Source organism: Mesorhizobium terrae (genome assembly GCF_008727715.1).
Taxonomy (GTDB): Bacteria; Pseudomonadota; Alphaproteobacteria; order Rhizobiales; family Rhizobiaceae; genus Mesorhizobium; species Mesorhizobium terrae.
The window spans coordinates 552,974-579,834 of record NZ_CP044218.1 but is presented as its reverse complement, the minus strand read 5'-3'; the positions used below and the strand labels follow the sequence as shown (position 1 = coordinate 579,834).

Below are 26,861 nucleotides of genomic sequence, written 5' to 3'. Positions count from 1 at the left end.
TTAGCCTCCATCAAACATGTGCTAGGCTTATCGGGCTTCGGTGCGGTGGCTATGAAGTTCCCGAACGTGACGCAGTTAATAGAACGAGGGCTTCGATTCATCACACTGGCGGCCGCGTCCAGGAGAGGCACGAACCATGCCGAATGAACGCGCCACGGTTGTGCAAACGCCGGTGGGCGCTGACCTGCTGACCTTCACCCATCTCATCGGCCGCGATGAGGTCAGCCGTTGTTTTTCCTATACCGTTGGGTTCGTCAGCAAGAGCCGTGACGTCGACCCGTTGAAGATGCTGGGCGGTGTCGTTTCGGTCGAGGGTGAATCCGACCCGAAGCGCTGGTTCAGCGGTCTCGTGTCGGAGTTCAGGCTTACCCGTATTGAAGACAGGCTGGCCTTTTACGAAGCGGTGATCAGACCGTGGCTCTGGTTCCTCGGCAACACCACCGATTGCCGTATCTTCCAGAACATGACGGCGGTGGAGATCGTCGAAAAGATCTTCTCGAAATATGGCATAGCCAAATTCGAGAAGCGGCTGCAGGGTTCCTACCCCTCGCGAGAATATTGCGTCCAATATGACGAGAGCGATCTCGATTTCGTCCAACGGTTGCTCGAGCACGAAGGCATTTTCTATTTCTTCGAGCACGACGAAGGCAAACACACGCTGGTGCTGTGCGATGCGATGAGCAAGCTGAAGCCAGCGCCAGGCTACGACAAAGTGCTCTATAACTTCGAGGGTCAGGGCTCGCGGCGCGACGTTGAATACATCACCGAATGGATTCCAGGCAGTGCGGTGCGGCCGGGTGCATATGCCCATACGGACTATGATTTCGAAAAGCCCGGCGCGGATCTGATGGCGAAGTCCGCCCAACCGTTCGGCCATAAGGAGGCCTCGGGCGAAAACTATCGCCAACCCGGAGCGCATCTCGATGTCGGCCGGGGCGACACGATTGCTGGAATTCGCCGCGAGGAGTTACAGGCGGTGCATCGGCACAGCACGGCGGTGGGTACCGTGCGCGGTCTCTTTTCCGGTTGCAAATTCAAGCTCGAAAGTTTTCCGCGCGACGACCAGAACCAGGACTATCTGGTGGTCAGCGCCGAATACCGGCTGTTCGATCCGGGTTACCGGACACAGAACGAGGCCCATAACGAAAACTTCAAAGTGGTGCTCGGCGTTGCGCCGACCAAATTGCCTTACCGCCCGCCGCGCATCACGCCGCGGCCGGTCATGCGCGGGCCACAGACGGCGACGGTGGTAGGGCCTTCGGGCGAAGAAATCTTCACCGACAAGTACGCACGGGTGAAGGTGCAATTTCATTGGGATCGCCTCGGCAAGAAGGACCAAAACTCTTCCTGCTTCGTGCGCGTGTCGCAGACCTGGGCCGGCAGCGGCTGGGGCTTCATCCAGATCCCGCGCATCGGCCAGGAGGTCATCGTCGACTTCATCGAGGGCGACCCGGACCTGCCGATCATCACCGGCCGGGTCTACAACGCCGCTGAGATGCCGCCCTACGGCTTGCCTGCCAATGCCACGCAATCGGGCTGGAAGTCCAATTCCTCGAAAGGCGGCGGTGGTTACAACGAGCTTATGTTCGAGGACAAGGCGGGTTCCGAACTGGTCAATTTCCAGGCCCAGAAGGACCACCACCTGCTGATCAAGCATGACCGTAACAAGACGGTGCAGCACGACCAGTCCGACCGCATCGACCACGATGCCAAGCACTCTGTCGGTCACAACCTCGACGAGGACGTCGGCAACAACAAGACCGTCAAGGTCGGCGTCAACCAGACCACCAACATCGGCAGCAACGACACCGAGACGGTAGGCGCAAACCGCTCGCTGACGGTCCAGGCCAACGAGACGATCCACGTCGTCGCCAATTCTACGGAAAATATCGACGCCAACCATTCGCAGACGGTTGGGTTGGTTCAGACGGTCACAGTGGGTGCGGCGCGTGTGGATACGGTTGGTGCCGCTGAAGCGCGGACCGTGGGCGCAGCGCAAGTGAATACCATCGGAGCGACACGGACGGTGAGCGTTGGCATCAGCCAAAGCCACAGCATTGGCGCTGCGGATAGCTGGGACATCGGCGCCAGCCAGAGTGTCCAAATCGCTGCCGATCAGGGCATCAAGATCGGCGGCGCGCAGAATTCGGAGATCGCTAAGACGTGGATTGTTAAGGTGGGCGAGGACAACTCGACCCAAATCAGCGGCGCTCATGAACTCAAGATCGGCAAGAAGAGCCTCATCCAGGTCGGTGAGGATTCCGGCATTTCTGTAGGTAAGACCCTGACGCTTGAGGCGAAAGATGAGATCCAGCTAAAATGCGGCGATGCCGTCATCACCATGAAAAAGAACGGCGAGATCGTCATCAAGGGCAAGGATGTGTCGATCAATGCCTCCGGCAAGATCAATGCGAAGGCATCGGGCGACATGTCGCTCAAGGGCAGCAAGATTACCCAGAACTGAAGGTGTAAGGCGATGGCGGATACACTGGAGCGCATAGAAGGTGTGGTGATCGGCGTCTTTCTCGGCTTCGACGACACCGCTCCGCTGGTGATCTTCCCAGGCAACCCCCGGGAAGAAGCGATTGCAGCGCGCAGTCTTACCGAACTGACATCGGCGATGGTGGGAGCGGAGGTAGCGCTGCTGTTTCAAGAAGGCGACCCAGCTCGGCCATTGATCGTGGGGCGCATTGTCGAGCCGACCCGCAAGAACGCGCCGCCGCAGGTGGTCCGAGACGGCGAAAACGTACTCATCGTCGGCAACGAGCGCATCGAGCTTCGCTGCGGCAAAGCGCGGATCGTCATGGAGAAGGACGGCCGCATCCTGATTCGCGGCACTTATGTGACAAGCCACGCCAGTGCCACGAACCGGGTGCGGGGCGGCTCGGTGAACCTGAACTGATGTCAGCCCCGATCCTTCCCGAGATCGTACGCCAGCATGCCGAGATGGCGGCGCATCTGTGGAATATCTACGACCGTCACTTGCTCAATCCCGGCGAGAATCCGGACATGGACGCGGAGCGCCTGGCCCGCCTGGTCGAGCGGCTGGAGGCGCATCTCGACGGATTGCGCATCGCCGGCAGGGAGGGTCTTGAGATCGCGAAGCGGCTCTACGATGAGTTTCCCGAAGCCGGGGAACTGTTCGTGCTGCGCATGATGACGGCGAAGAAACCCGTTGCCATCACCGAACTGGATCTCGATCAGGTCCGCCGCTTTATCAAGGTGACGCTCAAGACGATCGCCGGGAATCCATAGCTATCGTGGCCCGGCCCATTATCGCGGCAGCGCGACTACGTCTGGGGGGATGGCAATCTCTTCCCAGGTCCCTGCGACCAGGCGCCATACGCTCGACTCGCGGATGACATGAAGAATGCCGTCGGAACTGGACAGTTCAAGCATCCGGTCCGTCATTGGCGGCAAGGGCGGTTCGAATGGAGCGGTTCCGTCTGGCGCTAGTGTAAAAAGCGAGGCTTCGTCGGCCAGCAGCGCACTGCCCTGGTGAACGCCCAGCGCCGAAAGTCCTGCATCGTTGACTGCAACCTCGGTCATATCCGCGAAGTCTGTGGTCGAGTACACCACACCGGGGCGAAACCGCAGATAGACGATCTTGCCATCGGCGGTGACGATCTGATCCAGCGTGCTGTTGGTAGGCAGTTCGACATCCTGCCACCTGCCGTCCTGCAGCAGCCAGAGTGTTCCGTAGTCGCGACGTGCCTGCGCCCTGATCATGGCAGCGATGTTGGTTGCGCCACCCAGGCCGCCGAAGTCTGTCGGGATTGACAGGCCGGTAACCACCTCCCCGCCGAAGACATAACGGAATCGCGCCGACTGCAAAGCTGCCCAGCCGAACCGAATCGTATCCTGGGAAACGGGTGGAATCGGAAATGTCGGAGCGGCCGGCGCCCAATTCTCCCCGTCGGTGGCTCGATAAGCCTGGCCGCCATAACCGGTAGCGACTAATTCGGTGCCGAGGAGCATGAGGTTGTCCATGCGACCGAGATTGCGCGATCCCGGCCGGTTGAAGCCTGCTCCCGGTATTTGCACACTTGTACCGCTCCTGAGAAAGTAAACCAGCCCCTCACCAGTCAGTGCGAGGAAATCCGCGCCACGGGAATTCGCGGGAGCTGGGCACAAGGCAACAAATTCTCCGTCGAAAGTCTGTTGAAGCCATTGAGGCCGTGCGTCGGGCAGGTAAGTGACGACGGTGGATCGCCCCTCAACCCCCTCGGGCTGCCTCAGCAGAAGGCAAAGTTTCCCGCCCGTCGCAGTCGTCCCCATCAACAGGTCCATGGCCAGTCATCCTTGATTTCGTAGTACGTTCTGCGTGGACGTGTCGGTTATCGGCATCTTCTTGGTCCGGCCGAGCTTGTCCTTAATAGGATCGGTCTGCTCGGTCACCATCTTGACGGCGAGATCGAAGCAGTCCTGCGAAACGGGGTCAGGCACCAGCTTGAAGAGCGCCGCTAGGCATCCGAAGCGAATTTTCTCGATCGCCTCGCAGTCGGTGGGAGCGTTTGGCGTTCTGCCGGGATTCGCTGTCGCGCCGAACTGCTCAAGGGCGTTGTCGAGGTTGCCGTGCACTGATTTCGGATTGTCCGCGAGACTTCCCCGGTGGTTGCTCCGCGACAAGCAGATATTGATACCGTCGCCATAGCGCGGCGCTCCGGGAATTCTGTCGCCGCCGCCGATACGATAGACGCGGTCCGGGACGATATGATGCTTTTCCGGCTTGTCGAGGCCCGACGCGCGGCATTTCTCGACGATGTCGTCGTATTTCCCGACGATGCATTTCGTGTCGGCCTCGCCGCCGGGGCCAACTCCGCCGACTTGTGGCTGCGGTGTTGGCGCATTCGGCGGATCGGTCGAAGCATGGTTGTTGGTCGTGATATCGGAGAAACGGGTAACCGGCTCCTTGTCGGCTTTCACATTGGAGGACCAGGCACGGCAATATTTCTTGCCGGTATTCTTGGAGTTGATAATGCCCTTCTTCGCAGCGCAGCCGGCCTCGGTGCCAGTTGTCTTGGTATAATAGGATTTGTTCTTCTGATTGACGGTCTCATCGCCGATCTTGACCGTGCCAGTCCCCTTGTCCGTGTCGGAATCGAAGCCAAATGTCGGGTAGGGGATCGGCACGCCCGGTGGCGTCGCCGGATTTTCCGGCGGCGTGAAACAGACATCGGGGAAGGCAGCGATCACCTTGTCGGATTGGGCTTTGCAGGAGATCTCCAGGCCGTTGGCGTAGACTGCCATCGCCTACCCCCCGAAGATCGCCGTGCCGCAGGCGCCGGCATCGCTGGAGGCTTCGATGAGCACACTGTTTCCGCCGGCATAGCCCTTATGCGCCGCTGTATAGGCCATACCCAGCATCAGCGGCACGACTGCCGCACCGACATTGCCGACGGATTCCGTCGGCGACCAGATGTCCATAAATTCCCGCACGGTGCGTGTCACACGGCTCACCGCAAGCGTACTTTGCTTGAACCAGTAGTGTTCACCGATCAGGTCGGCGATACGATATCCGACCTGGTGCATCTGTGCACCCGCTTCCTTGAGCGCTGCCCGATAGGCGGAGATCATGCCTTCGCCCCGCAGGGGCAGATCCTGCGGGTTGTAGATGAAAGCAGTCTCCCGGGCGAGGCCGATGCCATGCAGCCCAAAGCCGCCGCGGCTTGGCTTCGCTAACAGCACCGCTGCCGCCGCTTCCCCCGCAATGAAGCCATTGGGATTGTCGCTCGTGAGCAGCCGCCTCTCGTTGAGGTAGTGTGTTACCGTATGCGGCGTCAGGTAGCTATCGACCCCGACAAGCATGACGTATTCGGCCTCGTCTGCCGCGAGTAGCCGTCTTGCATGATCCAGCGCCACAATACCCGATGGCCGGCCATGAGCGATCACGCGCGAGCGGGAATGGGCCTCGACTTCAACGATCTCGGCGATGCGGCGCAACAACAACGCATAGTCGCGCATTGGTCTGCCCGGCCGCCCTTCCTCCGGTACGCACAGCATCAGCACAGTCCGACCGCGCGCCTTGGGCAGCGCATCGAATACCTCGCAAATCGCTCCACCCGCGAGATGGGCCATGCGCTTCTCGCCCACCCAGGCGCGCGGCAGTGGAACCGGCGCCCCGATCAGCCAGCCGCCGCCGGGGATGGTGAAGCGCGTTTCCCCGAAACCGTCGATCCCCGCCCGCATCGCGGCGCACGAGGACGGCGCGTCGAGACCGACGGCAGTCACCATTCCGACGGCGACGATGTCGAGCGAGGCACTCATGCATCCTCGCTCTCTTCTTCAGGAGCTATCCCGTTTGCACGAATATAGCGGCGACCGGTTTCGCGGGCCCTGAGCATGGATTGGGTCGGCGGGCCGATCCAGCACTCAGTGAAATCGAGTATAGTTCGGCGGATGCGCTGCTGGATCCGCCACACCAGGCTGAAGCGTCTGTTTTCGGTATCCAATAGCACCGTATCGGGCGCGACCTTCTTCTCGAATACTTTTTCGCGGCCGATAAAAAGCGTTAGCGGTAACAGCGCTGGCGGCAGACGGAAGCTTTCCCTTCCGGCCGGCGTGAGGTTGATCAACTGCACATCCTCGCCGCCCCCTGGATGATCGATCTGCTGGTCGGGCGGCGCCATCTGGAAATAGCGCTCGTCGAAATCAGCCGGCAAGAAGGGCGCAATATTGTCGACCCAGTTCTGGTCGTAGGTGCCGCCAAATTCTATGCGGCCGGGCCAACCGCGGCCCGTCGGTCCGAAACTCATCGGCTTGTAATCGCCGAATGGCGAGAGGATTTCTTCCCCAACCGCTTGTGTGTTCGGAAGCCGCAGGCCTGGAATGAGACGCTGGTTCTTCGTTCGCGACCACCCAGTGCCGACGGGGTTGTATTTGTAGCAAGCGGGAAGTTTATCCTCCGGGTCGAGCCTGTCGACGCCGCCCCAGGCGACGTCATAGGAGATCGGCAGCTTCAAGAAAGGCCGCGGTGCAGTCGCTATGAACACCGGTCCGATGGCGCGCCATTCACGATGGCCGACGACTTCGAACAGTTTCGACCAGTTGCCGACCTTGATGCCGACGGGTACGCGCTCAGCCGGGCGTCCTCCGGGCGCGTAGGCGCAGCCATTGGCGATGATATCGCAGCTCGGCTTGCGGAAGGCGAAGTCGGTTTCCCACAACGTCGCCGAATAGCCGGGCGCGCCGGTTTGTGTGTCGGCCATGACAAACGGCACCTGCTCTGCCGATTTCTGCGCCAGCCCGCCGGGCTTCTCCGGAAAATCGAATGTGCCCTTCACCACGACGACGATCCACTCATGGCCAGCCTTGTCCATGCCCATGGTGAACTGGTGGAGATAGCCCATTTGGTTCCAGATCTGCATCAGCTGGTCTCCCAACTCGCGGCGAAGATCTGCTCCAGCATTGGTTGCGGCGCCTGCGGATCGACGTCGAAAATATCCGTCCGCGCGGTCCACATGACGAGGTCGTCGATCGTATCGCCAACCGGTTCGACTGGCGGCACGGGAAGGGCAGTCAAGGCCGCATCCAGGTCGTCAGGCGCTAGTTCGCCCCGTTGCGCAGCGAAGGCGGCATTCTCGATGTTGTCGAACCAGGCATCCGCATAAGCCAGCTTGAGGCGCGCCTCCGAGAGGCGCGCTACGACACTCAAAGGAAATCGCCGGCCAATCCTGTCGGCGCTTTGCAGCACGATGCCCGCCGAGGTGCCGAAGGAAGTGGGGCCGGCGAGGAAACGCAGTGCCGTGCTCTCCGGCCAAGCTTCCGTGCCTAACAGCGGCACGATGTGCTGCGCGAGCCACCGGTCCCAGACACGCACAAAATCCCCCGGCAGCCGCCGCGTCACGAAATCGCCGGTGGCGGGCATTTTGCCGTAGAAGCCGGGCACGTTCAGATCTGCGGCGGACATGTGAATTTCTTGAACATTTCGAGTGTGTAGGGGTTCTCGACGCTGGCGGCCTTGAGTTCGAAATCGGCCCACATGCCCTTCGTACCCAGCCGCAGGCTGTAGACGTCGGTGAGTTTGGTCGCGACAAACTTGCCGCCGCGCAGCATTCTCAGCCATGCCCAGCTGCCGGTCTCGTTGAGCATCACCTCAGGCGAGCCGTCGACCGGCTGGAAGGCGAGCGAAATCACCCCGGTGCCGTCCTTGCCCGGCCATGTCATCGGCTGCGGCCTGGTCGCATTGTTGTAGTAGACGAGGTTCTGGCCATCGAGGTTGAGCGTCACTCGCGCCACGTTGGGCGAAAGGTCCTTGGGTTCCAGCGTGAAGTTCATCACCGGGCCGGTGCCGCCGGGAAAGAGATCGTCGCGGATATGCCTTGCCTGCTCGAACGCGGCGAGCGCTGCCGGGTCAAGGCCGAAATCGGCACGCCATTTCCACGGTTCGCTGGCAGTGTCGACATAGTTGATCAGATGGTCGTTGGTGAAGGCGTTGATCAGGCCGGTCGGTCCGAACAGACGCTGGAAGTCGCGCACATTGACGTCGACAGCGCTGTCGGGGCTGAACGGGTAGCGGTTGTTGAGCGCCGCTTGGCAGAAGGGCAGGATGTCGGCGCGCCAGATGGCGTTGAGCTCGTTGGTCACGGCCTTCTGCGACAGGCCGCTGGTGTCGCCTGCAATACCGCCCAGCCAGTCGTTGATCGGCGAAGGCAGGATCTGCGCCTGCCTGGCGACCGCGCCTGTCAGTTCGGCCAGGCCGCCCTGCTTCTTGATCGCGTCCTGCGGGTCGGGATTTGCGGTCACCGTCTGCAGCACGTTGGACAGCGCCGTCAACGCCACAACGGCGGCGTCGAGCGCCGGCGGCTGGCCGTCGACCTGGGCGATCGTGCCCTTGAGCGGCTTGAAGTGATCGGCAACCAGGCTGCCGGTCATGTCGACCTGATCGGCCGAACCGGCGCGTGGCAGAAGCTTTGCGCCCGTCTTCACCACCTTGCCCAGCTTGCCGAGCTTGCTCAGCAATTGCGAGCCGGTCTTGGCAGCGCCGCTCTTGTCGTCGGCCGGCGCTTCGTCGGAACGGGTCAGATCCGTTTCCTGCACCACCGCCGTCAACAGCCGCTTCAGCGCGGAGTCGGCGCTGGAAAGGTCTTTCAGGTTCTCGCTGGCGACATTGAGGTCGGTCAGCGGCGCCAGCCGCATGTCGCGCAGGAAACTGTCCCACTGCGCGATATAGTCGTCATAGTAGAGCTTCAATATGTCTTCCGACAGCGCCGACACCGAGGTCTCGGAATTTTCCGAGCAGCCGCCGGCGAACACGGCGCGGTCGAGCGCGGCCTGGCCGGCGACGTCCTCGAGCCGGTCGAGGATCGCGTCATGGAAGCCGGCATAGGTATAAGGGCCGGGCACGCCGACGCGCAGCGTCTTGTCGGAGCGCCGCGCGAACACCTTGGCGCCGTTCGGCCCGGCGAAATTGGCAGGCAGCCATTCCTTGACAGCCGCCACTTCCGGGTCGGCCAGAAGCTGCTTGTAGGCCCGCTCCGGCAGCGAGATCGTACACACCGTCTTCAGCGCCTCGGCGACCAGCTCTTTGTCCGGCGCGATGTAGCTGTCGTCGACCGCCATGCGGCGGATTGCGGCAAGCTGATGTGCTTCCGCATCGGCGGTCGGGAAGGGCGCCGCCGGCGCGAATTGCGGCAGGCTGTTCATCCACCAGTTCTGGACGAAATCGGTGTCCATCTGCGACAGGCCGGTCATCATCCGGTAGGTCTTCAGCGCGCCGAGCATGAAGTCCGGATCGCGGATCTGCCGCCACATCGTCGCCTCCAGCAGGGCGACCATATGCGGCTCCAGCACATTGCGCAGTGCATGGTCGTAAGTGTCGGTCTGGGCGCGCACCAGTTCCGCCGAAGCCGTCGGGCCGAGCAGATTGTGGACGGCATCCGGTGGCGCGGTGCGCGCGGTCGCCACCGCATCCATCGCCGCCAGCGCACGATCCATGGTCGGCTGCTCGACCGCGGCCGGCATGGCGGCGACAGTCGTGAGTGGCGCCTGAAGCGCTTCGAATTGGTTGGCCTGTTCGGCGATGGCATTGCGGTTGTCGAGATAGGACCAGGTGAACAGTCCGCCGGCCAGCAAAGCTGCGAGCGCGCAGGCGGCAGCGGCACCACGCCAGATCCAGGCGCGGCGCCGCTGTGCCAGCGGATCGAAGGTGCCGAGGCCGGCCTCCTTGAAGATCACTTCGGTGAGAAGGTTCCTGAGGAAGAAGCTGCGCTTCTCGACACGCGCCACCGGTATGGCGCGGCGTGGCGGCAGCCCGAAGGAGGACGACAACGCCGCCGTCAGCCGGTCGATGGGCGCGCCTTCCTGCGTCGCCGACGTCAGATAGAGACCGCGCAGCCAGGCGGCCTCCTCGTAGCGGCTTTCGCCGAACATTGCCTCGATCAGCACCTGGATCGGTTCGGAAAGGCTGGCCAGCTGGGCCGGGAAGCGGAAGATCTCGGCACGCGAGCCGAGTTTGTCTTCGTCTTCTAGGCGCGGCACCAGCCGCCGCTCCAGCTCGCTGGCAAGCCGGGTGAGTTCGGTCTGGATCGTACCGGCGTTGACGCGGGCATCGAGCGGAAAAGTGGTTCCCCACACCTGCTCGCGCGCCGTGGTCGACAAGCCGCCGAAGAAGGCTTCGAACCCTTTGATCAGGTCTGCCTTGGTCAGCATGAGGTAGACAGGCAGGCGGATCTCGAGCCGGTCGTTCAGCTCCGCCAGTCGGCGGCGGATCTTGCGGCCATGGGCTTTGATCGCTTCGTCGCCCTCGGAGAGCGCGTCGATCGACAGTGCGACGATGACGCCGTTGAGCGCACGGCGGCCCCGGTGCTTCTTCAAGAGGTCGAGGAAGCCAAGCCATTCCGCTGCGTCGACATCCGGCTGGCTTTCCTGCTGGACGTAGCGGCCCGCAGTGTCGATCAGCACCGCGTTCTCGGAGAAGAACCAATCGCAGTTACGCGTGCCGCCGACGCCCTGCAGGTCATCGGTGAGGTCGATCGGGAAATTGAGACCCGACTGGCGCAATGCCGTGGTCTTGCCGGTGGCCGGCGGTCCGACGATGACATACCACGGCATCTCGCGCAGGAACTTGCGGCCACCGAGCTTGCGCCGCTTTAGCTCCGCCATCACCTCGCCGAACTTGGCGCCGACCGCGGCGACGCTCTCCTCGCCGGGGGTAAGCTGCTTTTCGGCCACTGGTGTCGCGATCTCGGCGACGAACATGCGGTTGGCGCGGATCGCGCGGCGCTGCGCGATGATCAGCCAGATCAGCCACAGGATGATCAGTCCCGCGATGATGGCGATGCGCACATTGTCGGATTCGAACGGTGCGTAAGGGCCGACTTGGACGATCGGGCCGAACACCCAGATCAACAGCGAAAGCAGCGCGATGCCGATCAGCGTCCACAGAAAACGCGAGGTGATGACGGCCCAGAGGAAGCGCAGGATGAACATCTCAGAGCCTCTTCTCAACCAGCACCTCGACGCGCCGGTTGAGCGCGCGGCCTTCCCGGGTCGAGTTGTCGGCCACCGGATCGGTCTCGGCGCGGCCTTCGGAATGGATGCGCTCCTGCGGCACGCCGGCTTGCACCAGAAGCTTGGCGATTGTCTCGGCGCGCGCTTCCGAAAGGCGCTGGTTGCTCGCAAGCGGGTTGGACTTCTGCAGGCGCACATTGTCGGTGTGGCCGACGACCGTGATGTTTCCGATCAGCTCCTGATTGGCGAGGATCACCTTGGCGATCGACTCCACCAGCGGCTCGTAGCCTTGCGTTAGTGTCGCCCGTGAAGACTGGAACAGCTCGGGGCTGGAGGACTGGATGATCAGCTTGGCCAGCGAGACGCTCTCGCTGCCGCTCAGCACGCTCTTCAGGCTCGCCGGCGCTTCGGCCTTGAACTCGGGCAGCAGCGCGAAATCGACCGGCTGCGGCGGTTCGGGTGCGGGAGCATCTTGCTTCGGCGCTGCGCGGGTAACTTCGCCGCGCGAAGCGGGCGGCAGCGTGCGCACGAGCGCCGAGAGTTCGACGGCCTGGCTGCTCAGCCCCATCGACAGGCCGACATAAGCGGCGGCGGCGACGGCGACCGCAGCCAGCGCCATCACCCAGATCGGGACGATGAAGCGCTGCGGTTCGTCGGAGGCGATCACGCCTTTCCAGTTCGGCGACAGTGGCGCGTCCTCGGCGTCCGCATTGCGCAGGAAGCGCGCCGCCGACACGCGCACCGCGTTGAGCGAACGGTCGCCCGCGCGGCCGGGCACCCGATACTTGCCACGGAAGCCGAGCGCCAGACAGTAATACTGCAGCTCCAGCATTTCGCGGTCGCGGTTCGGATGGCGCTCCAGCTCGTCAAGGCGCGTGAAGAACTGCGTGCCGGCATCGACATCGCCGCGCAGCATGACCACCAGCGGCTGGCGCGGCCAGGCGCTGGCACCGCCCCACGGCGTGTTGAGGGCGAGGTCGTCGAGCGTCGCTGCCACCGCCCAGGCTGCCTGGTCGGCGCGCTCCAGCGAGGAGCCCGCCGCCACCTCGGCATCGCGTGCCCGCACCAGCTCGTCCAGCAGGCGCGTGCGCATCACCTCCGGGTTCTCCGGCGCCAGCGCGCTTTCGAGCTCGGGCGCGAATTCGAGCAGCGGTGCGAAGATATTGATGAGCCGATTGGGGTGGGCGCGCGCCCTCTTGACCGGCGCGCCCGGCGCCAGCGGTCGGGGCGTAGCGCCCGTCAGCCTGATGCGTGTGCGCTCGCGATCCTCCGACAGTCCGAAAGGATCATCTCGGCTCATGGCCTCACCTGTTCACCGAATAGCAGTCGACCTGCGGCTCGCTCGGCAGCACACCGGAAACGCCAATGACGAAGCCGGGGGCGTCGAGCAGCGAGGCCCAATGCTCGCTCTTCTGGTCGAGCTCCAGGCACAGCCGGTCGCCGTCATAGGGGATCTCGCGCGGCTGCGAATGAAGCGGTTTCAGTGGAATGCCTGGCAAGCGCGACTTCCAAAGCCCTTCGAACTGGTCGGCGGCGCCGACGGTTGCCTGGTTGACGAAGATCTTGCGCAGCGCGTCTTCCGACAGTTCCGATCCGACGCGGACGACAATGCGGCTGGCGACCAAAAGCTTCGGGTTGTCGATGCGCACTTTCCAGACATTGGTCGAGTGCCGCATGACCGGCAGCGCGCGCGATTTCGGCTCGATGTAGCGGAGGCTGAGGATGAGCGAGCGCAAGGCATCGGCCAGCGCCATATAGGCGGGGCCGGGCGCCATATGGTCGTAGGCCGGCAATTCGCCAAGCCGCCGCGAGCTCGAGCCATAGGTGGCCATCTCGCCGGCGAGACCGGCAAGTTCGAGATAGAGCTCGGCCGGATGAAAGACATCCTGCGCAAGCATATGGGCGAGCCGTGGCCGCGCGGCATTGGCAAGGTGCAGCATCAAAAGGTCTTCGACGCTGCGGCCAGCCCCACCCATCACCATCTTGCCATGCGCTTCGGCGATCTGGTCGAGGCCGGTGACGACCTCCTGCAGCAATTGCCGGTACCAGTGGACAGCACCGGTGATCAGTGTCGGCGGCAGGAACGTCTCGTCTAGCGAGATGCCGTTGTCGGCGCGTACACCCTTGATGTCGGCGACGGGCAAGGCGGTATAACCGCCGACCGATTTGCCGGGGGCAAGGAGGACCGCCTGCGGGCGGGCGATTTCGATCTCTTCCGGATCGGCGCTGCTCTGCACCGCATCGCGCACTGAAACGACCTTGCCATGGTAGCGCGCGCCGGTCGATGCCCCATGCGCCGGATCGAACCCGACGCCACCGGGCGGCTCGAGCGGCAGCGCGACCAGCACCGGCCCGGCGCCGGTGTCGGCCGTGACCGGCAGGGGTTTCGGCGCATCCATCAGTTCCGGGATGGAGAAGGGCGTGCCGTCCGGAAAGATACCCCGGGCGGACACGATCGAGACTTGGCCGGCATCGAGCAGCGACTGGTCGAGCGTCAACTGCTGGAAGCCGAAGGTATGGAGCTGACCGGCCTGCAACGCGCCGCGCACCATACCCTCGAAGAACCGATCCTGCTGCTGGAAGTGCTGGGTCCTGAGAAACAGGCCCTCCGACCACAGCACCCTGTTTGCGTCGCTCATGCCACTACTCTCTGCACGGAACCATCTGCTGCTCGGTCGCTAGGCGGAGATGCCACCTTTGCCGAGGCTGACGTTGACAGTGAAATTCGAACCCGCCGAAACCGACTTGGTCGTGCGCCAGTTGCGCCCGCCAGGCTCGCGGATCAGCGCCACGAAGCCGAGCGCCGTCGCGTTCGGCTCGACGGTGATGGTCTTGGTCGCCGTCTTGCCAGGTGCGACCGAGATCGCGTCCGAGCCGATGAGGTCGGCACCGAGCGCCGAACTCGCATCGCCCTGCAGCGCGAAATAGTCGGCCGAATTGAATTTGCCGGTGCTGGCGAGCCGCATCACCAGCACGGTCACCGGCCGGTCGCCTCCACCCGGTCCCGGATTCATGCCGGCGCCGCCAGTCACATTGACCGAGATGACCGATGGTTTCGGCGGGCCACTCTGGCAAGCCGCAAGCAGTCCTGTCGCGCCGATGGCAACGATGAATTCGCGTCTGTCGATCATGCCCTACTCCTCTTCATATGCGTCTCTGAAGTCTGCGCCGATCTCGCCCAGGAAGCTCGATTCCGCGCTCTGGGCGATGTCGCGATGGCGTTTCTGGTAAAGCTCCCACAATTTGGCGTTGCGCCCGCCGGCGAGCAGATTGCCGATCGCGGAATTCGATTTGAGCTCTTCCTCGATCGCGGCCGGATCGAAGCGGTCGATCATGCGCCGCAGCGCCGCCTGCACGCCGCGCCAGGCGCGTACGTGATGCTGCGCGAGATCTTTCACCGCGTCGCCGATCGCCGCCTCGCCGGAGAGAAAGCCCGGACTGCGTTCCGCGATGATGGTGACGATGACATCCTCGACCGTCGGCAGGAATTTGAGCGGGTTGACCTCGGAGGCGCCGACCATCGTCTGGGCGACGCGCGCGCTTCCCTTTTCTTCAGCGCGTTTGCGCAGAAGCTGCATCAGGCCTTCCAGCATCTGCCGGTATTCACGCCCGAATTTTTCCATTTCGCCGATCGCGTCGCGGCCGGGAAAATCGGCCTCCTCGACGCCCATGCCGCGCAGGAACGCGGCGCGCAGCGCCATGTCGCTGGGCGCCGATAGCGTCGGACGCGATGCTTTGGGCGAGGGAACAGGGCGCGGCGGTGGTGCAGGGGGCTCGGTCGCCTGCACCGGTATTTCCCATGGCCGGGCGGCCTGCGGCTTTTCGGCCGGGCGCGCAGCATGGCCAATTGCCTCGGCGCTGTTGGTCGAGGCTGGCGCTCCGGCCGGCCCGAAGCCGAAATCGTCATCGAAGCTGGATGGTTTCGCCGACGTCTCCGCCGAGCCCGCACGAGATGGCATTTCGCCGAATCCGAATGCGTCCGGCCGATGGGGCACCGCGGCGCTGCTGGAATCCGGCGTCGCCACCGGGTCCAGGCTGAACGGGTCATCGAAGGCAGCAGAGCTGCGTTGACCCGAGGCGCGATCATAGGCTCCGGGAATGGGTTGCTCGAACGGGTTCGGCAGATCGGATGGGCGCGGGGGCCGCGGTTCTTCCTCGACCTTGGCCGAAAAGAAGTCGTCACCGCCGATGCTAGGGGGCGTCCGCGGTTGTGGCGACGGCCTCGCGGGTGCGGAATGGTTGGCGATCGGCGCCTGACCGATCGAGGTGTGGCCGGCGCTTGGCTGGACTTCGACATAGAGCACATAGTCACCCAGTCGAAGACGCATGCCGCTCTGCAGGCGTGCCGACTTTCCCGGGCCGAGCGGACTGTCGGAATCGTCGATGAACAATCCGCTGCTCGACGTGTCGGTGACGAAATAGCCATCCCGGCCGCCGCTGATCTTGCAATGCGCGCGTGAGACGAACATGTCCGGATCGTCGATCTGCCAGCCGGCATCCGCGCTGCGGCCGATCACCAAATCGCCCTCGTCCAGCCGGGTCTGCCTGACCACCTGCGAGCGCGGACCTTGTTCCAGCGTCAGAAGCAGGCTCATGCGGCTGCCTCCGCCATTTCCGGCCGCCAGCCGACGATGGTGCGCAACCTGAGATCGTCGGCGTCGCCCTTTTCTGCGGGACGTGAGAGCCACGAGGTTCGGCCGAGCTGGATGGCTCCCATCCGTGGCGGCGGCACGGCGTCGCGCGCCAGCACGACGCGCAAATCGACATCGAGCGCCTCGCCGATCATGTCGCGCACCGCCTTCTTGAACAAAGCGAGACGCCGTTCGCCGGGCAGGAACGACTTGAAGTCGTCGAGGTTGAGCGGACCGACGCGCAGTTCGATCCTGCTTTGGCGGCTGAAGACGCGCGGGCCAATCGTTGCCCCGCTGCCGAGCGCCGCATAGGCCTTGCCGATACGGGTTTGCAGCGGCGTTGGGATGGTAATCCAGGCGGCGACGAATTCCTTGAGCCGCACCGGCACCTTGAAGGCCGTGGCGAGAAACAGCGTCAGCCGCTCGGCACCGTCGACCTGGCTTGCGAGCGATCCAGCCTGGCGCAACCGCACCGTGTCGAGTTCCGCATCCTGCGTTCCGGGAAGGCCGATCCCGGACATTGCCTCCAGCATGGCGCGAACGCGCCCGCCGACGGAACGTTCGACCTGCACCGCCGGATGCGCGTCGGCCCAGGCACGGTAATAGAGCGCGATCATGCGATGCTGCAGGATGTTGACGAAATCGACGAAGGTCGTGTCGCTGGTCTGCTCGGCATCGGCGCCAGTGAACCAGCGCTGCGACAGCCGGTCGAGCACCCAGCGCGTCAGATGCAACGGCATCGGCCCTTCCGGTCCGAGCAGTCCAAGATTAGCGACCGTCACCCGCGCCGGAGCCTTGTCCTTGGCGTCCTGGAATTTGACCACGTCCCTGGCCGAGAAGCTCAGGCGCACGTGCTGGCCGATCCTTGCCGGCTCACGGTCGGCCTGGCCGGAATGACCGAACAATCCACGGCGCTGCTCCAGGCGCCGCAGCAGCTCGAAAAAGTCGAAACCTTCCCACAGAGCTTCGGCTTTGTCCGTTGCGCGCTCTGCTAGATCAGGTAGCGATTGCCGGGCGTCATCGGCCATGGCACATCCTCCTGCTTCTGCAGCAATCGCGTACGCGTCCGCACAAATCCGTTTATTCCTGCATGGCGGGCGAACAGCCGCGAAAGCAGGGCCGAAAGCAGCAGCGAGCTTTGACCCGCCAGAACGGACTGGTCGACATGCAGCGTCACCTCGGTACCGCGTCCGAAACACATTGGCCCGTCGATCCGAAGCCGCTCGATCACCGGGCGTGAATCGATGCGCACGATCGAATGCACGTTGCGGGCAAGGCTCGGGTCGCCGCGGTCGGCATAGAGGTCGAGCAAAGCATGCAGCGGATCGACGCCGCGGCCTTCCTTGGCCAGGCTGAGGAAATTCAGCGAAAGCTGCGCCACCAGCCGCCAGGCGAGATTGTCGGCACGGGATTCGCCCTCGGCGCCGGCCGGCAGTGACGCCGGAATCGCTGGCTGCGGCGGCCGCAGCGCCCCGAGCAAACGCACCGCTTCGACCGGATCGGCGGTCTCCAGCGTCAGCGTCGGCGTGTCGTCCAAGATGGGCAGGTCTCGGTTCGTGCAGAGCGCCATGATGTCGAGGCGCTTGAGCGGCCGGGCGACCGGGCTTCCCGCCGGGCGTGAGACTGCAAGAAAGACATCGTCACCCGTATAGGAGGTGCGGGTCAGGCCGTCGCGCCGTTCATCCTCGGTGGCCCGGCGCGGACGACGCTCCGTCGAATAGACCCACCCGCTGCCACGGTTCTGCCCCAGGCTGAACAGTTCCGGGATTTCGGCCTCGTTGCCCTCCACGTCGGCATCCTCGACCCGGGTGACCCTGAAAATCTCGAAGTCCCGTGCCCGTGTGCGATCGGCGTGCAGCACCTGGCGCGTTTTGCGCTGATCGATCTCGATGACGTTGCATTCGCGTTCGAACAGATTGATGACCGGTGTAACAAAAAGCTCGAAATCGGTAACGGTGACATCGGCGAGCTCGGGTACCGGACGCTGGAACAGGAAGATGATCTCCATGCCGACATCGCATTTGCGCACCACGGGCTGCAGGCCGGCGACGCGCACAAAATGGAAGCGTTCGGGGATCATGAAATACTCGCGCAGCAGCCTATATCCCTCGAAGGTCGGGCGGGTGCGCGGCATCAGCGCCTCGTCGTCGCGGATGCCGATCATTTCGGGCTCGGGTAGTGTCGTAAGCGGATTGGTCTTGCCTTCCGCCCGCGCGCCGACGGCTGAGCTGGCGCCGAAGATCGCATCGAACAGCAACGGCGCTTTCGCGCGTCCGGCGAAATAGAGGTCGAGACGGTCAAGCGACAATTCGTTGAGCTTGCCTTTTCCCGTCCGGGCAAACGCAATGCGGAATGCCGCCTCGCCGCGCACGCCGCCGATCGGCGCGATTCCGGCGGCGGCCAGCGCGCTGCGATCCTGGAAATAGCTGACCGAGGTGATCGCGATCGGCCACAACGTCACCTCCTGCGCCGTGGTGAAGGTGGAGCGCGTCGAAAGCCCTGGATGCAGGCCGGAGACCAGTCGCGTGCCGCGCGCGACGGCGTGGCCGGCGATCATCGAGTGCACCTGCTGGCCGGGTTTCAGCGCAGCCATCGCCGTCGCCGGCGCCGGCGTCACCAGATCCGGATAAAGCACATCCAGCACGGCGCGCGAAAAGCGCGAGCGCTCCGCGTCGACCTTCAGCCGCGTGCGCGCGGCAAGAAAGGCCACGCCGTCGAGCAGCCGTTCGACATAAGGGTCGGGGCAAGGGACCGTGTCGAGGGAAAGATTGCGGGCGACCGCCGGATGCATGTCGGCGAATTCCGCGGCCAGCGCGCGGATATGGGTAAGTTCCTCTTCGTAATACTCTACGAAGACCCGATCCATCTCAGGTCTCCCGCAATTCGGTTCGCGCCAGGCCGTTGTCGAGATTGATCGTGGTGCGAAGCCGCATGCGTTCCGGCGTCGGCGTCATGATCAGTACGGCGTCTATCTCGATTTTGAGGCCGACGTTTTTGTCGCCGAGCGTGACATTGACAGTCGTGGCGCTTTCCTTGAGGCGCGGCTCGAAGGTGGCGAGCACCGCACGGATCTCGCGGGCCAAGGTATCGCGGTCGAAATCCCGCGACGAGCGGCCCGAAAAGGACGGCACGCCATAATTGACGACGCTGCGCCGCACTTCCGGAAAGTCGGCGAGCGGCGGCAACTCGTCCAAGGGCTGTTCATGTTCGGCGTCGGTGAGCATCGGCACGGACTCGAAACGCTCTGTGTTGAACAATGCCTCTATGTCGCGCCGGACGGCTTCCCTCAGCACCCGCGCCGACACGACCACGCCACGGCTTTCGATCTCGGCGCGATGCTCAGTCTGGAAGACCAGCCTGTGCAGTCGCCGTTTCTGCTCGGGCGTCAGTTCGGCGTCGGCATCGATGGCACGCGCGCTGCCGGCAAGAAGTGCCTCGACGCGCTCGGCGCCGAGTTCTTCTTCCAGCAGGCGGCGCAGCCCATCGATCTCCGACGTCAGCCCGGGCAGATCGTTGACGAGGCGGTCCCAGAGGGAGGGTTGGACCGCTTCGCGCTTTGCCTGGGAGCTGCCGGCAAGCTGCGCTTTTGCGCCAGGCCGCTTGGCCTCACTTGCCGACATAGACGTCCATTTCGATCTCGTCGTCCTTGTTGTAGACGAACTTGATCTTCTTGTAGGCGAAGCTGACTTCTTCCTGGATCAGGTCCGCCTCGTCGGCGGCTTGCCGCATATCGTATTCCATGACCGATGCGTCGGTGAGCGTCACGACCAGATAGTCGCTGGTCTCGCCGTCAATGGTGCGACGTGCCGAAAACACCACTTCGTCAAGCGCCTTGTTTTCGAACAACGCTTTCTTCAGGTAGGGCGACGACTTGTCGTAGTGCTTGGAAAATTTGATCATTCCCATCGACACACGACCGCGCCGCGACAGCGAATTGGGGTCGTAGGGCGCGATCATCTTGTAATCGACGCCATGCACCTCGATTTCGTCTTCATGGCCGTCGCGCTTGCTCGGGCCTTTGATATCCGGAACTTTCAAGAAGCCGTCGATCTTCATCGAAGGCGCATCGGTTCTGTCTGGCATTGTCCTTCTCCACCGCTTTCAAACGAAACAAGATGACTTTGCTTTTCATTTCAGCCCTTGACTGACGGCAATTCCGACACCAGCCGAAGCGAGGCGTTGATGCCTTCCAGCTGGTAATGCGGACGCAGATAGAAACGGGCATTGTAGTAACCGGGCCGGCCTTCGACGCTGTCGACCTGGACTTCGGCCGCGGCAAGCGGGCGCTTGGCGCGCGCCTTGTCGTCGGCAAAGGCCGGATTGGCCAGCACGTACCGGTTGATCCATTCGGTCAACCAGATCTCCATGTCAGTGCGTTCCTTGAACGAACCGATCTTGTCGCGCGCGATCGCCTTCAGGTAATGCGCGAAGCGCGACACAGGGAACAGGTAGGGCAGGTTCGCCGAGAGCCGTTCATTGGCCTGCGCGTCGGGATCGACCAGCCGCCCGGCGCGCGTCTCGTCATCCTGCAGCGAATGCGCGCCGATGAAGGCCGCCAGGTCGGTGTTCTTGCGATGCAGGATCGGCATCAGGCCGAGCTTGGCCAGCTCCGCCTCGCGCCGATCGTCGATGGCGACCTCGGTGGGGCACTTCATTGCGATCGACCCGTCGTCGGTCGGGAAGGCATGGACCGGTAGATTAAGCACCGTGCCACCGTTCTCGACGCCGCGGATCTGGGTTCCCCAGCCATAGAGCTTGTGGCTGCGGTTGATGTTCACGCCCATCGGGAAAGCGGCGTTCATCCAGACATATTTGTTGTGGTCGCCTCCCACCTCTTCCTCGAAGGTGAAGCCCTTCACCGGAACGGTTTCCGACCCGTATGGCAGGCGTGCGAGAACACGCGGCATGGTAAGCCCGATGTAGCGGGCGTCCTCGCTTTCGCGCAGCGACTGCCACGAGGCATAAGCCGGGTTGTTCACGATCATCTGCAGGTCTTGTGGGTTCGGCAGTTCCTGCCAGCTATCCATGCGGAACAGCCGCGGCGACGCGGCCGCGATGAATGGTGTGTGCGCCGAAGCGCAGACGCCCGAAATGTTGCGCAGCAGGCCGACGTCGCGCGGATGGTTCGAGAATTCATAGGCGCCGACGATGCAGCCGACCGGCTCGCCGCCCAGCATAGAATACTCGTCCGTGTACACCTTCTTGAAGATCGGGCTCTGGTCCCACATCTGGCCTTCATAGTCTTCGAGGGTGTCGGCCAGCTGCTCCTTGGAGATGTTCATCACCCGGATCTTGAGCTTGGTATCCGTCTCGGTGTTGTTGATCAGATACCACAGGCCGCGCCAGGTGCCTTCCATCTCGCGGACTTCGGGGGCGTGCAGGATCTCGTTAACCTGCGTCGTCAGCATCTTGTCGATGCCGGCGATCAGCGACTTGATCGACTTGATCGCGTTGGACGAGATTGTCGTGGTCTCGGAGCGAGATTGTGCTGCAAGCGCCAGGTTGCGCACCAGTTGCTGCAGCTTTTCGCTGTCGTCCTTCTTGACCTTGAAATCCTTTTCAAGGAGTCCGCTGAATTCACCGAGATCGATGGCTTGAGCCTCGGCGGGGGCGGGCGCGGTCTTTTGCTGTTCAGCCATGACTTACTCCTCGCCCTTGCCGTCATCCATCGCCTGGCCGGCGATCTTGCTCAGCAGCGGCTCGTTGTTCAGAAGCTGCGCGATGCGCTTTTCGGCATCGACGCGGCCGTCCATGAAGCCCAGCAGCTCCTCGAGCTGGCGGCGCATCTTCAGGATTTCGGCCAGCTGCGGGACCTGCTCGGCAACTTTGTCCGGCGCGAAATCGCCCATTTTCGAGAAGGTGAGATCGACCGCGAGTTCTTCGTCCCGCTCCTGGCCCTCGGCTTGCGGCAACGTGTTTTTCACCCGAGCCTTTACGCGTGGCCCCATCGCCTCCATGAATTTGGGGAAGCGGTTGGCGTCGGTTTCAACGAAGTTACGGTCAAGGACCGACTTCGAGGCTTCCTTGGTCTGTGAATCGCCCGAAAGGTCGGCCATCACGGCCATGACAAACGGCAGTTCGATCGTCGTCGGGCTGCCATAGGTCTCGACGTCATAGGCGATCTGCACGCGCGGGGCGCGGTTTCTTTCGATGACCTTCGCTTTGCTCTCTGCTGGCATGCTTGTTACCTTTCATCCTTCTGGACCGGCTTCTTGGGATCGGGGACCCCGGCAAGCAGCCGGAATTCCTTCAGCCCTGACGGGGCGAGATCTTCCATCAGTTCCACGAAATCCATGTGCACCATCCGGCGCACGCGGCGTGCCAGATGCGGGATCGGACTTGAGGGTTCGGTGCGGTCGTAGAAGGCGACCACCAGATCGAGGCATTTGACGACCTCGTCGCGCGAGTTGATCCGGTCAGGCAGGCCGTCGCTCGCTTCCGAATGGCTCGCCATACTTGCCATCGTCTCGCCTCCATGACCGTTCCGGACGGGCGTCGCTGCCGGTTCCGCCGCCTGCGGGGCAGGCTTTGCCGCATCGTTGGCAGCGGCGCCGGCACTGGAATTCCGTTCCAGCGTCGTCAGCAAGCGCTGCAGGAATTTCTTCAATTCCGGCACGGCGGCGCCATTGCCGTCGATGCGGGCATTGAGCGCGGTATCCAACGTCTCCAGCGCTGAAATCGAGGTGCGCGCATCCGTCAACAGCGTCGTCATCGCGTCCGCCGCCTGATCGACCTGCGCGGTGCATCCTGCACGCACCCGGTTTAGCAACTGGCTGTGGGCGCTCGTCAGCGCAGCCTTCTCTGCAGTGCCGAGGCCGGAGGCCGCTTCCTGGAGCATGACACGCTCATCGAGCGCTGCCTGTTCCAAGTCACGTCCGCTGATCGGCCCGATGGGGCGCGGTGAGAAGAAGACGGTCTGCCTGAGGTTCGCCAGCAAGCCTTCCTGGCCGTTCTGCAGATCGAGCAGCGCATTGATGCGGCGCAAGGCGGCTTCACGCGGCGCGCCCGTCCGCAGTGACGGGTGCATGGTGTCCCAGTATTGCTCGAAGGTCTGCGCAATCAGCGTCAGCCCCTGGGTGAGGCCGGCCAGCCCGTCTTCATTGGCAAGCGCGCGGGTGACGATGACCAACAACCGCAGGTCCCGGCCCCGCAGCCGCAATTCCTCCGCCTTTTCCAAAACCGCGGGCCAGTCGACAGGAATGGTGGATTGCGAAGTCTTGTTGCCGCCGTCGTGGATAACCTTGAGCTGGGCCTCCGTCAGCCGCTCCAACTCGTGAAAAGCCGGGTCATTGCGCAAATCCTCTCCCGACGGATTCGCACCGTCCAGAGGATTCTGCCAGAGTGCGAGATCAATCACACTTACCCCCAGCAACCGGCTATGTGACGTTACGTTATCACTGGCCCAATGCCGCGACAATTGAGCACATGCTCAAAAACCAACAGCAGCTAAACGCCTCAGTTATCTTTTGGCGAAATCCATTGCGCGATTGGCGGACCGGGTATGTGAAATGGCTCGCATAGTTCGGACCGCATTCCGGGTTTGTTGCATGAGTTTGCAAGGCTTGTGTAACCGCGAGCTGTCGTTCGAGCGGGGTCCGGAGGCCCTTCCCGTCATGCGGCTTTGTCAGGCAGCCGCTTATGTGGCAGGGTACGGTCAGCAGATTTCGGGGGCAGGTTCGCATGGAACAGCGCCGGTTGTCGCAGAGCTTCAAGCGTAAGGAACTCGTTGCAAAGCTCAATCCCACGGGCGTGCGCGCCTTCAAGGCCGCTGCCGACACCGCCAAGCTGCGCGGCAACCCCTATGTTGAGCTCGTCCATTTCATTCAGCAGTTGGTTCTGTCCGAACGCTCGGACGTGCAGATGATCCTCGCCGACGCCGGCATCGATGCCAGCCGGCTGACGGCGGACATGACCCGCGCCATCGACAAGCTGCCCTACGGCGCCACTTCAGTTGAGGAATTCTCGGACCACATCTTCCACGCCATCCAGGAAGGCTGGAACCTGGCCACCTTGGAGTTCGGTGTCGAGGAAGTGCGCAGCGCTCATATTCTTCTCGCCTGCCTGAAGACGCCGGTGCTGGAAGGCCTTGTTGCGAAGATCAGCGCCGAATTCGACAAGATCGATGCGGACGGGGTCATTTCCCGCTTCGCCAATGTCACCGAAGGGTCGCTCGAGCAAGGCTCGCCCTCCGCCGCGGCTGCCGCCGAGACACCGATAAAACGCGGCCCTGGCGGGGATTCGGCGCTGGCCAGATACGCCACCGACCTCACCCAGCGCGCCCGCGATGGCAAGATCGATCCGGTCGTCGGTCGCGATCCGGAGATCCGCCAGATCGTCGACATCCTAATGCGGCGCCGGCAGAACAATCCGATCCTGACCGGCGAGGCCGGTGTCGGCAAGACGGCGGCGGTCGAGGGCTTTGCATTGCGCATCGCTCAGGGTGACGTGCCGCCGACGCTCCAGAACGTCAGTGTGCGCATGCTCGATGTCGGGTTGATGCAGGCGGGGGCCAGCGTCAAGGGCGAGTTCGAGAAGCGACTGAAGGCGGTCATCGACGAGGTCCAGGCTTCGGAGGTGCCGATCATCCTGTTCATCGACGAGGCGCATACGCTGATCGGCGCAGGCGGTGCGGCGGGCACTGGCGATGCCGCCAATCTGCTCAAGCCGGCGTTGGCGCGTGGCGAACTGCGCACCATCGCCGCCACCACCTGGGCCGAATACAAGCAGCACATCGAGAAGGATCCGGCGCTGACCCGCCGTTTCCAGGTGGTCAAGATCGACGAGCCGTCGGAGGCGGTAGCCGTGCTGATGCTGCGCGGTGTCGCCGGCGTGCTGGAACAGCACCACAAGGTGCAGATACTGGACGAAGCGATCGAGGCCGCGGTTTCCCTTTCGCACCGCTACATCCCGGCCAGGCAACTGCCGGACAAGGCAGTCAGCCTCCTCGACACCGCCTGCGCCCGCGTCGCGGTTTCGCAACATGCCACGCCGGCGGAGGTCGAGGACATATTGCGCCGCCGCCAGGCGTTGGAAGTCGAGCAAGGCATCATCGGCCGCGAGGCGGCGATCGGCATCGACGTAGCCGACCGGCAGGTCCGCGTGGAAGCCGGGTTGGCGGAAACCGAGACCACGCTTGCGGCAGCGCAAGCACGCTGGGATCGGGAAAAGGCGCTTGTGACCGAGATTCTCGACCTGCGCGCCAAACTGCGTGGCGAGGGCATGCCGCTCGACGCGGTGGAGGGCGAGGAAGCCGTTGCCGGTGAAGGGACAGGCGTAGCGGCAGGTAACGAAGCGTCCGAGACGAAGACGCCCGAAACCAAGGCGCCTGAAGCCAAAACGGCAGAAACTAAGGTCCCCAAGACCAAGGTCGCGAAGGTTAAAGCGGCCAAGGCGGAGGCAGCCGCTACCGGAGATGTCGCGCTGGCGCAAGATTCCGCGGCGGACTTGTCGCGGTTGCGCGAATTGATGGCCGAACTTGCCGAGGCGCAGGGCGAGACGCCGCTGATCCTGCCCTCGGTCGACCGCAACGCGGTCGCGGCCGTGGTGCAGGACTGGACAGGCATCCCGACCGGAAGGATGCTCTCCAGCCAGACCGAGAAGGCGCTGAAACTCGCCGCCACGCTGTCAGAGCGCGTCGTCGGTCAGGACCACGCGATGGAGATGATCGCCAAACGCGTGCAGACCAGTCGCGCCGGCTTGGGCGCGCCGGAGAAGCCGGTCGGCGTGTTCCTGCTTTGCGGGCCTTCGGGTGTCGGTAAGACCGAGACCGCGCTGGCGTTGGCCGAGACGCTTTACGGCGGCGAGCAGAACCTGATCTCGATCAACATGTCCGAATTCCAGGAGGCGCATACCGTCTCGACGCTGAAAGGCGCACCGCCCGGCTATGTCGGTTACGGCAAGGGCGGCATTCTGACGGAGGCCGTACGGCGCAAACCCTATTCGGTGATCCTGCTCGACGAGGTCGAGAAGGCGCATCCAGACGTACATGAGATCTTTTTCCAGGTCTTCGACAAAGGCATGATGGACGACAGCGAAGGCCGTCGGATCGATTTCAAGAACACGCTGATCCTGCTCACCTCGAATGTCGGCTCGGAGGTCATCATGGATCGGACGAGGAACGGCGCCGTGCGCACCGGCATCGACGACCTGGACATCGCCTTGCGCCCACCACTGCTGAAAGTGTTTCCCGCCGCCTTCCTCGGCCGTGTGGTGACCATTCCCTACTATCCGCTCTCGGATGCGATGATCGAGGCGATCACCAGGCATCAATTCGGCAAGATCGCGCGCCGTCTCAAGGCAACCAACGATGCCGAGCTGGTGATCGGCGACGGCGTCATGGATCTTATCAAGGCGCGTTGCACCGAGATCGAATCCGGCGGGCGCATGATCGACGCCATCCTCACCAACACGCTGTTGCCGGAGTTGAGCCGCGGCGTGCTCAATCGCTCGCTCGAGGGCGAGAAGATGACAAAAGTCATCGTCGGTGCCTCGGCGAAGGGATTTACCTACTCTTTCGAATAGAGTTCTCCTGGAATTTGCCGCTCGGCCTCGCCAACGGCCTGCCGCCAAGTACGATCACCGGTTGGTCCGCTGCGTAGGTTGGATGCTGACGATGGGACGCCGACGATAGTTTTGAAAGCATTGCCGACCTCCCTGTCAGGTTTGGACGTGCATCTCGACGAGCGATAGTAGCCGATAAAGTCATTCGCTGCGTTGCAAAAAACTATTTGGTAAAATCAAAAGTGCGGTTGTCTGTTGGCTGTCAGGTCAGTAGCATTT

General features: G+C 63.2%; 21 protein-coding genes. 4 read left to right on the top strand and 17 right to left on the bottom strand.

From position 1 onward, the window contains the following. Nucleotides 1-136 precede the first annotated feature (136 nt). Genes FZF13_RS04035 through FZF13_RS04025 form a run of 3 tightly spaced genes read left to right on the top strand, consistent with a single transcriptional unit; the run spans nt 137 to nt 3,255 of the window. On the top strand, nt 137-2,464 hold the full coding sequence (locus FZF13_RS04035) for a type VI secretion system Vgr family protein (protein WP_024925018.1): 2,328 nt from the start codon (nt 137-139) through the stop codon (nt 2,462-2,464). A gap of 12 nt (nt 2,465-2,476) precedes the next feature. After that, on the top strand, nt 2,477-2,902 hold the full coding sequence (locus FZF13_RS04030) for a DUF6484 domain-containing protein (RefSeq protein WP_024925017.1): 426 nt from the start codon (nt 2,477-2,479) through the stop codon (nt 2,900-2,902). Beyond that, nucleotides 2,899-3,255 carry a hypothetical protein gene (locus FZF13_RS04025; protein WP_024925016.1) on the top strand — a complete coding sequence of 119 codons (357 nt, stop codon included), beginning with the start codon at nt 2,899-2,901 and terminating at the stop codon, nt 3,253-3,255. Before FZF13_RS04030 ends, FZF13_RS04025 begins: the two co-directional genes overlap by 4 nt. Nucleotides 3,256-3,273: 18 nt before the next feature. Here the strand turns inward: FZF13_RS04025 and FZF13_RS04020 are convergent, their stop codons facing one another. The 17 genes from FZF13_RS04020 to tssA form a co-directional block, all read right to left on the bottom strand. Next, nucleotides 3,274-4,290, bottom strand: coding sequence for a hypothetical protein (locus FZF13_RS04020; RefSeq protein ID WP_024925015.1), 1,017 nt, complete (start codon nt 4,288-4,290; stop codon nt 3,274-3,276). A 6-nt stretch (nt 4,291-4,296) separates the two neighbouring features. After that, complete coding sequence (locus FZF13_RS04015) at nt 4,297-5,250, bottom strand: DUF4150 domain-containing protein (RefSeq protein ID WP_024925014.1); 954 nt, start codon at nt 5,248-5,250, stop codon at nt 4,297-4,299. Nucleotides 5,251-5,253: 3 nt separating this feature from the next. Then, a complete protein-coding gene (locus FZF13_RS04010) occupies nt 5,254-6,267 on the bottom strand; it encodes a beta-ketoacyl synthase N-terminal-like domain-containing protein (RefSeq protein WP_024925013.1) in 1,014 nt (337 codons plus the stop codon). Beyond that, nucleotides 6,264-7,367, bottom strand: coding sequence for a DUF2169 family type VI secretion system accessory protein (locus FZF13_RS04005; RefSeq protein ID WP_024925012.1), 1,104 nt, complete (start codon nt 7,365-7,367; stop codon nt 6,264-6,266). The genes FZF13_RS04010 and FZF13_RS04005 overlap by 4 nt, the downstream gene beginning before the upstream one ends. Beyond that, nucleotides 7,367-7,909, bottom strand: coding sequence for a type VI secretion system-associated protein TagF (gene tagF / locus FZF13_RS04000; RefSeq protein ID WP_024925011.1), 543 nt, complete (start codon nt 7,907-7,909; stop codon nt 7,367-7,369). The genes FZF13_RS04005 and tagF overlap by 1 nt, the downstream gene beginning before the upstream one ends. Continuing rightward, nucleotides 7,891-11,430, bottom strand: coding sequence for a type VI secretion system membrane subunit TssM (gene tssM / locus FZF13_RS03995; RefSeq protein ID WP_024925010.1), 3,540 nt, complete (start codon nt 11,428-11,430; stop codon nt 7,891-7,893). Before tssM ends, tagF begins: the two co-directional genes overlap by 19 nt. Before the next feature lies 1 nt (nt 11,431). Then, on the bottom strand, nt 11,432-12,751 hold the full coding sequence (gene tssL, locus FZF13_RS03990) for a type VI secretion system protein TssL, long form (protein ID WP_024925009.1): 1,320 nt from the start codon (nt 12,749-12,751) through the stop codon (nt 11,432-11,434). 4 nt (nt 12,752-12,755) lie between these two features. Further along, nucleotides 12,756-14,090, bottom strand: a complete 1,335-nt coding sequence (tssK, locus tag FZF13_RS03985; RefSeq protein WP_024925008.1) for a type VI secretion system baseplate subunit TssK — start codon at nt 14,088-14,090, stop codon at nt 12,756-12,758. A 39-nt stretch (nt 14,091-14,129) separates the two neighbouring features. After that, a complete protein-coding gene (gene tssJ, locus FZF13_RS03980) occupies nt 14,130-14,582 on the bottom strand; it encodes a type VI secretion system lipoprotein TssJ (RefSeq protein ID WP_024925007.1) in 453 nt (150 codons plus the stop codon). 3 nt (nt 14,583-14,585) lie between these two features. After that, complete coding sequence (gene tagH / locus FZF13_RS03975) at nt 14,586-16,046, bottom strand: type VI secretion system-associated FHA domain protein TagH (RefSeq protein ID WP_024925006.1); 1,461 nt, start codon at nt 16,044-16,046, stop codon at nt 14,586-14,588. Beyond that, the gene (gene tssG / locus FZF13_RS03970) at nt 16,043-17,110 is read right to left on the bottom strand and encodes a type VI secretion system baseplate subunit TssG (RefSeq protein ID WP_024925005.1); all 1,068 of its coding nucleotides are present in this window, start codon (nt 17,108-17,110) and stop codon (nt 16,043-16,045) included. The genes tagH and tssG overlap by 4 nt, the downstream gene beginning before the upstream one ends. Further along, nucleotides 17,074-18,948, bottom strand: a complete 1,875-nt coding sequence (gene tssF / locus FZF13_RS03965) for a type VI secretion system baseplate subunit TssF (protein WP_024925004.1) — start codon at nt 18,946-18,948, stop codon at nt 17,074-17,076. The genes tssG and tssF overlap by 37 nt, the downstream gene beginning before the upstream one ends. A gap of 1 nt (nt 18,949) precedes the next feature. Then, on the bottom strand, nt 18,950-19,702 hold the full coding sequence (gene tssE, locus FZF13_RS03960) for a type VI secretion system baseplate subunit TssE (RefSeq protein ID WP_024925003.1): 753 nt from the start codon (nt 19,700-19,702) through the stop codon (nt 18,950-18,952). Then, on the bottom strand, nt 19,689-20,138 hold the full coding sequence (locus tag FZF13_RS03955; protein ID WP_024925002.1) for an Hcp family type VI secretion system effector: 450 nt from the start codon (nt 20,136-20,138) through the stop codon (nt 19,689-19,691). Before FZF13_RS03955 ends, tssE begins: the two co-directional genes overlap by 14 nt. 77 nt (nt 20,139-20,215) lie before the next feature. After that, a complete protein-coding gene (gene tssC, locus FZF13_RS03950) occupies nt 20,216-21,721 on the bottom strand; it encodes a type VI secretion system contractile sheath large subunit (protein WP_024925001.1) in 1,506 nt (501 codons plus the stop codon). A 3-nt stretch (nt 21,722-21,724) separates the two neighbouring features. Beyond that, nucleotides 21,725-22,261, bottom strand: a complete 537-nt coding sequence (gene tssB, locus FZF13_RS03945; RefSeq protein WP_024925000.1) for a type VI secretion system contractile sheath small subunit — start codon at nt 22,259-22,261, stop codon at nt 21,725-21,727. A gap of 5 nt (nt 22,262-22,266) precedes the next feature. Next, entirely contained in the window at nt 22,267-23,439 is a 1,173-nt protein-coding gene (tssA, locus tag FZF13_RS03940) for a type VI secretion system protein TssA (protein ID WP_024924999.1), read from the bottom strand. Nucleotides 23,440-23,762: 323 nt separating this feature from the next. Between tssA and FZF13_RS03935 the strand changes: the two genes are divergently transcribed. Continuing rightward, nucleotides 23,763-26,603 (top strand): type VI secretion system ATPase TssH, encoded by a 2,841-nt coding sequence (locus FZF13_RS03935; protein ID WP_024924998.1) that lies wholly within the window; start codon nt 23,763-23,765, stop codon nt 26,601-26,603. Nucleotides 26,604-26,861: the final 258 nt, after the last annotated feature.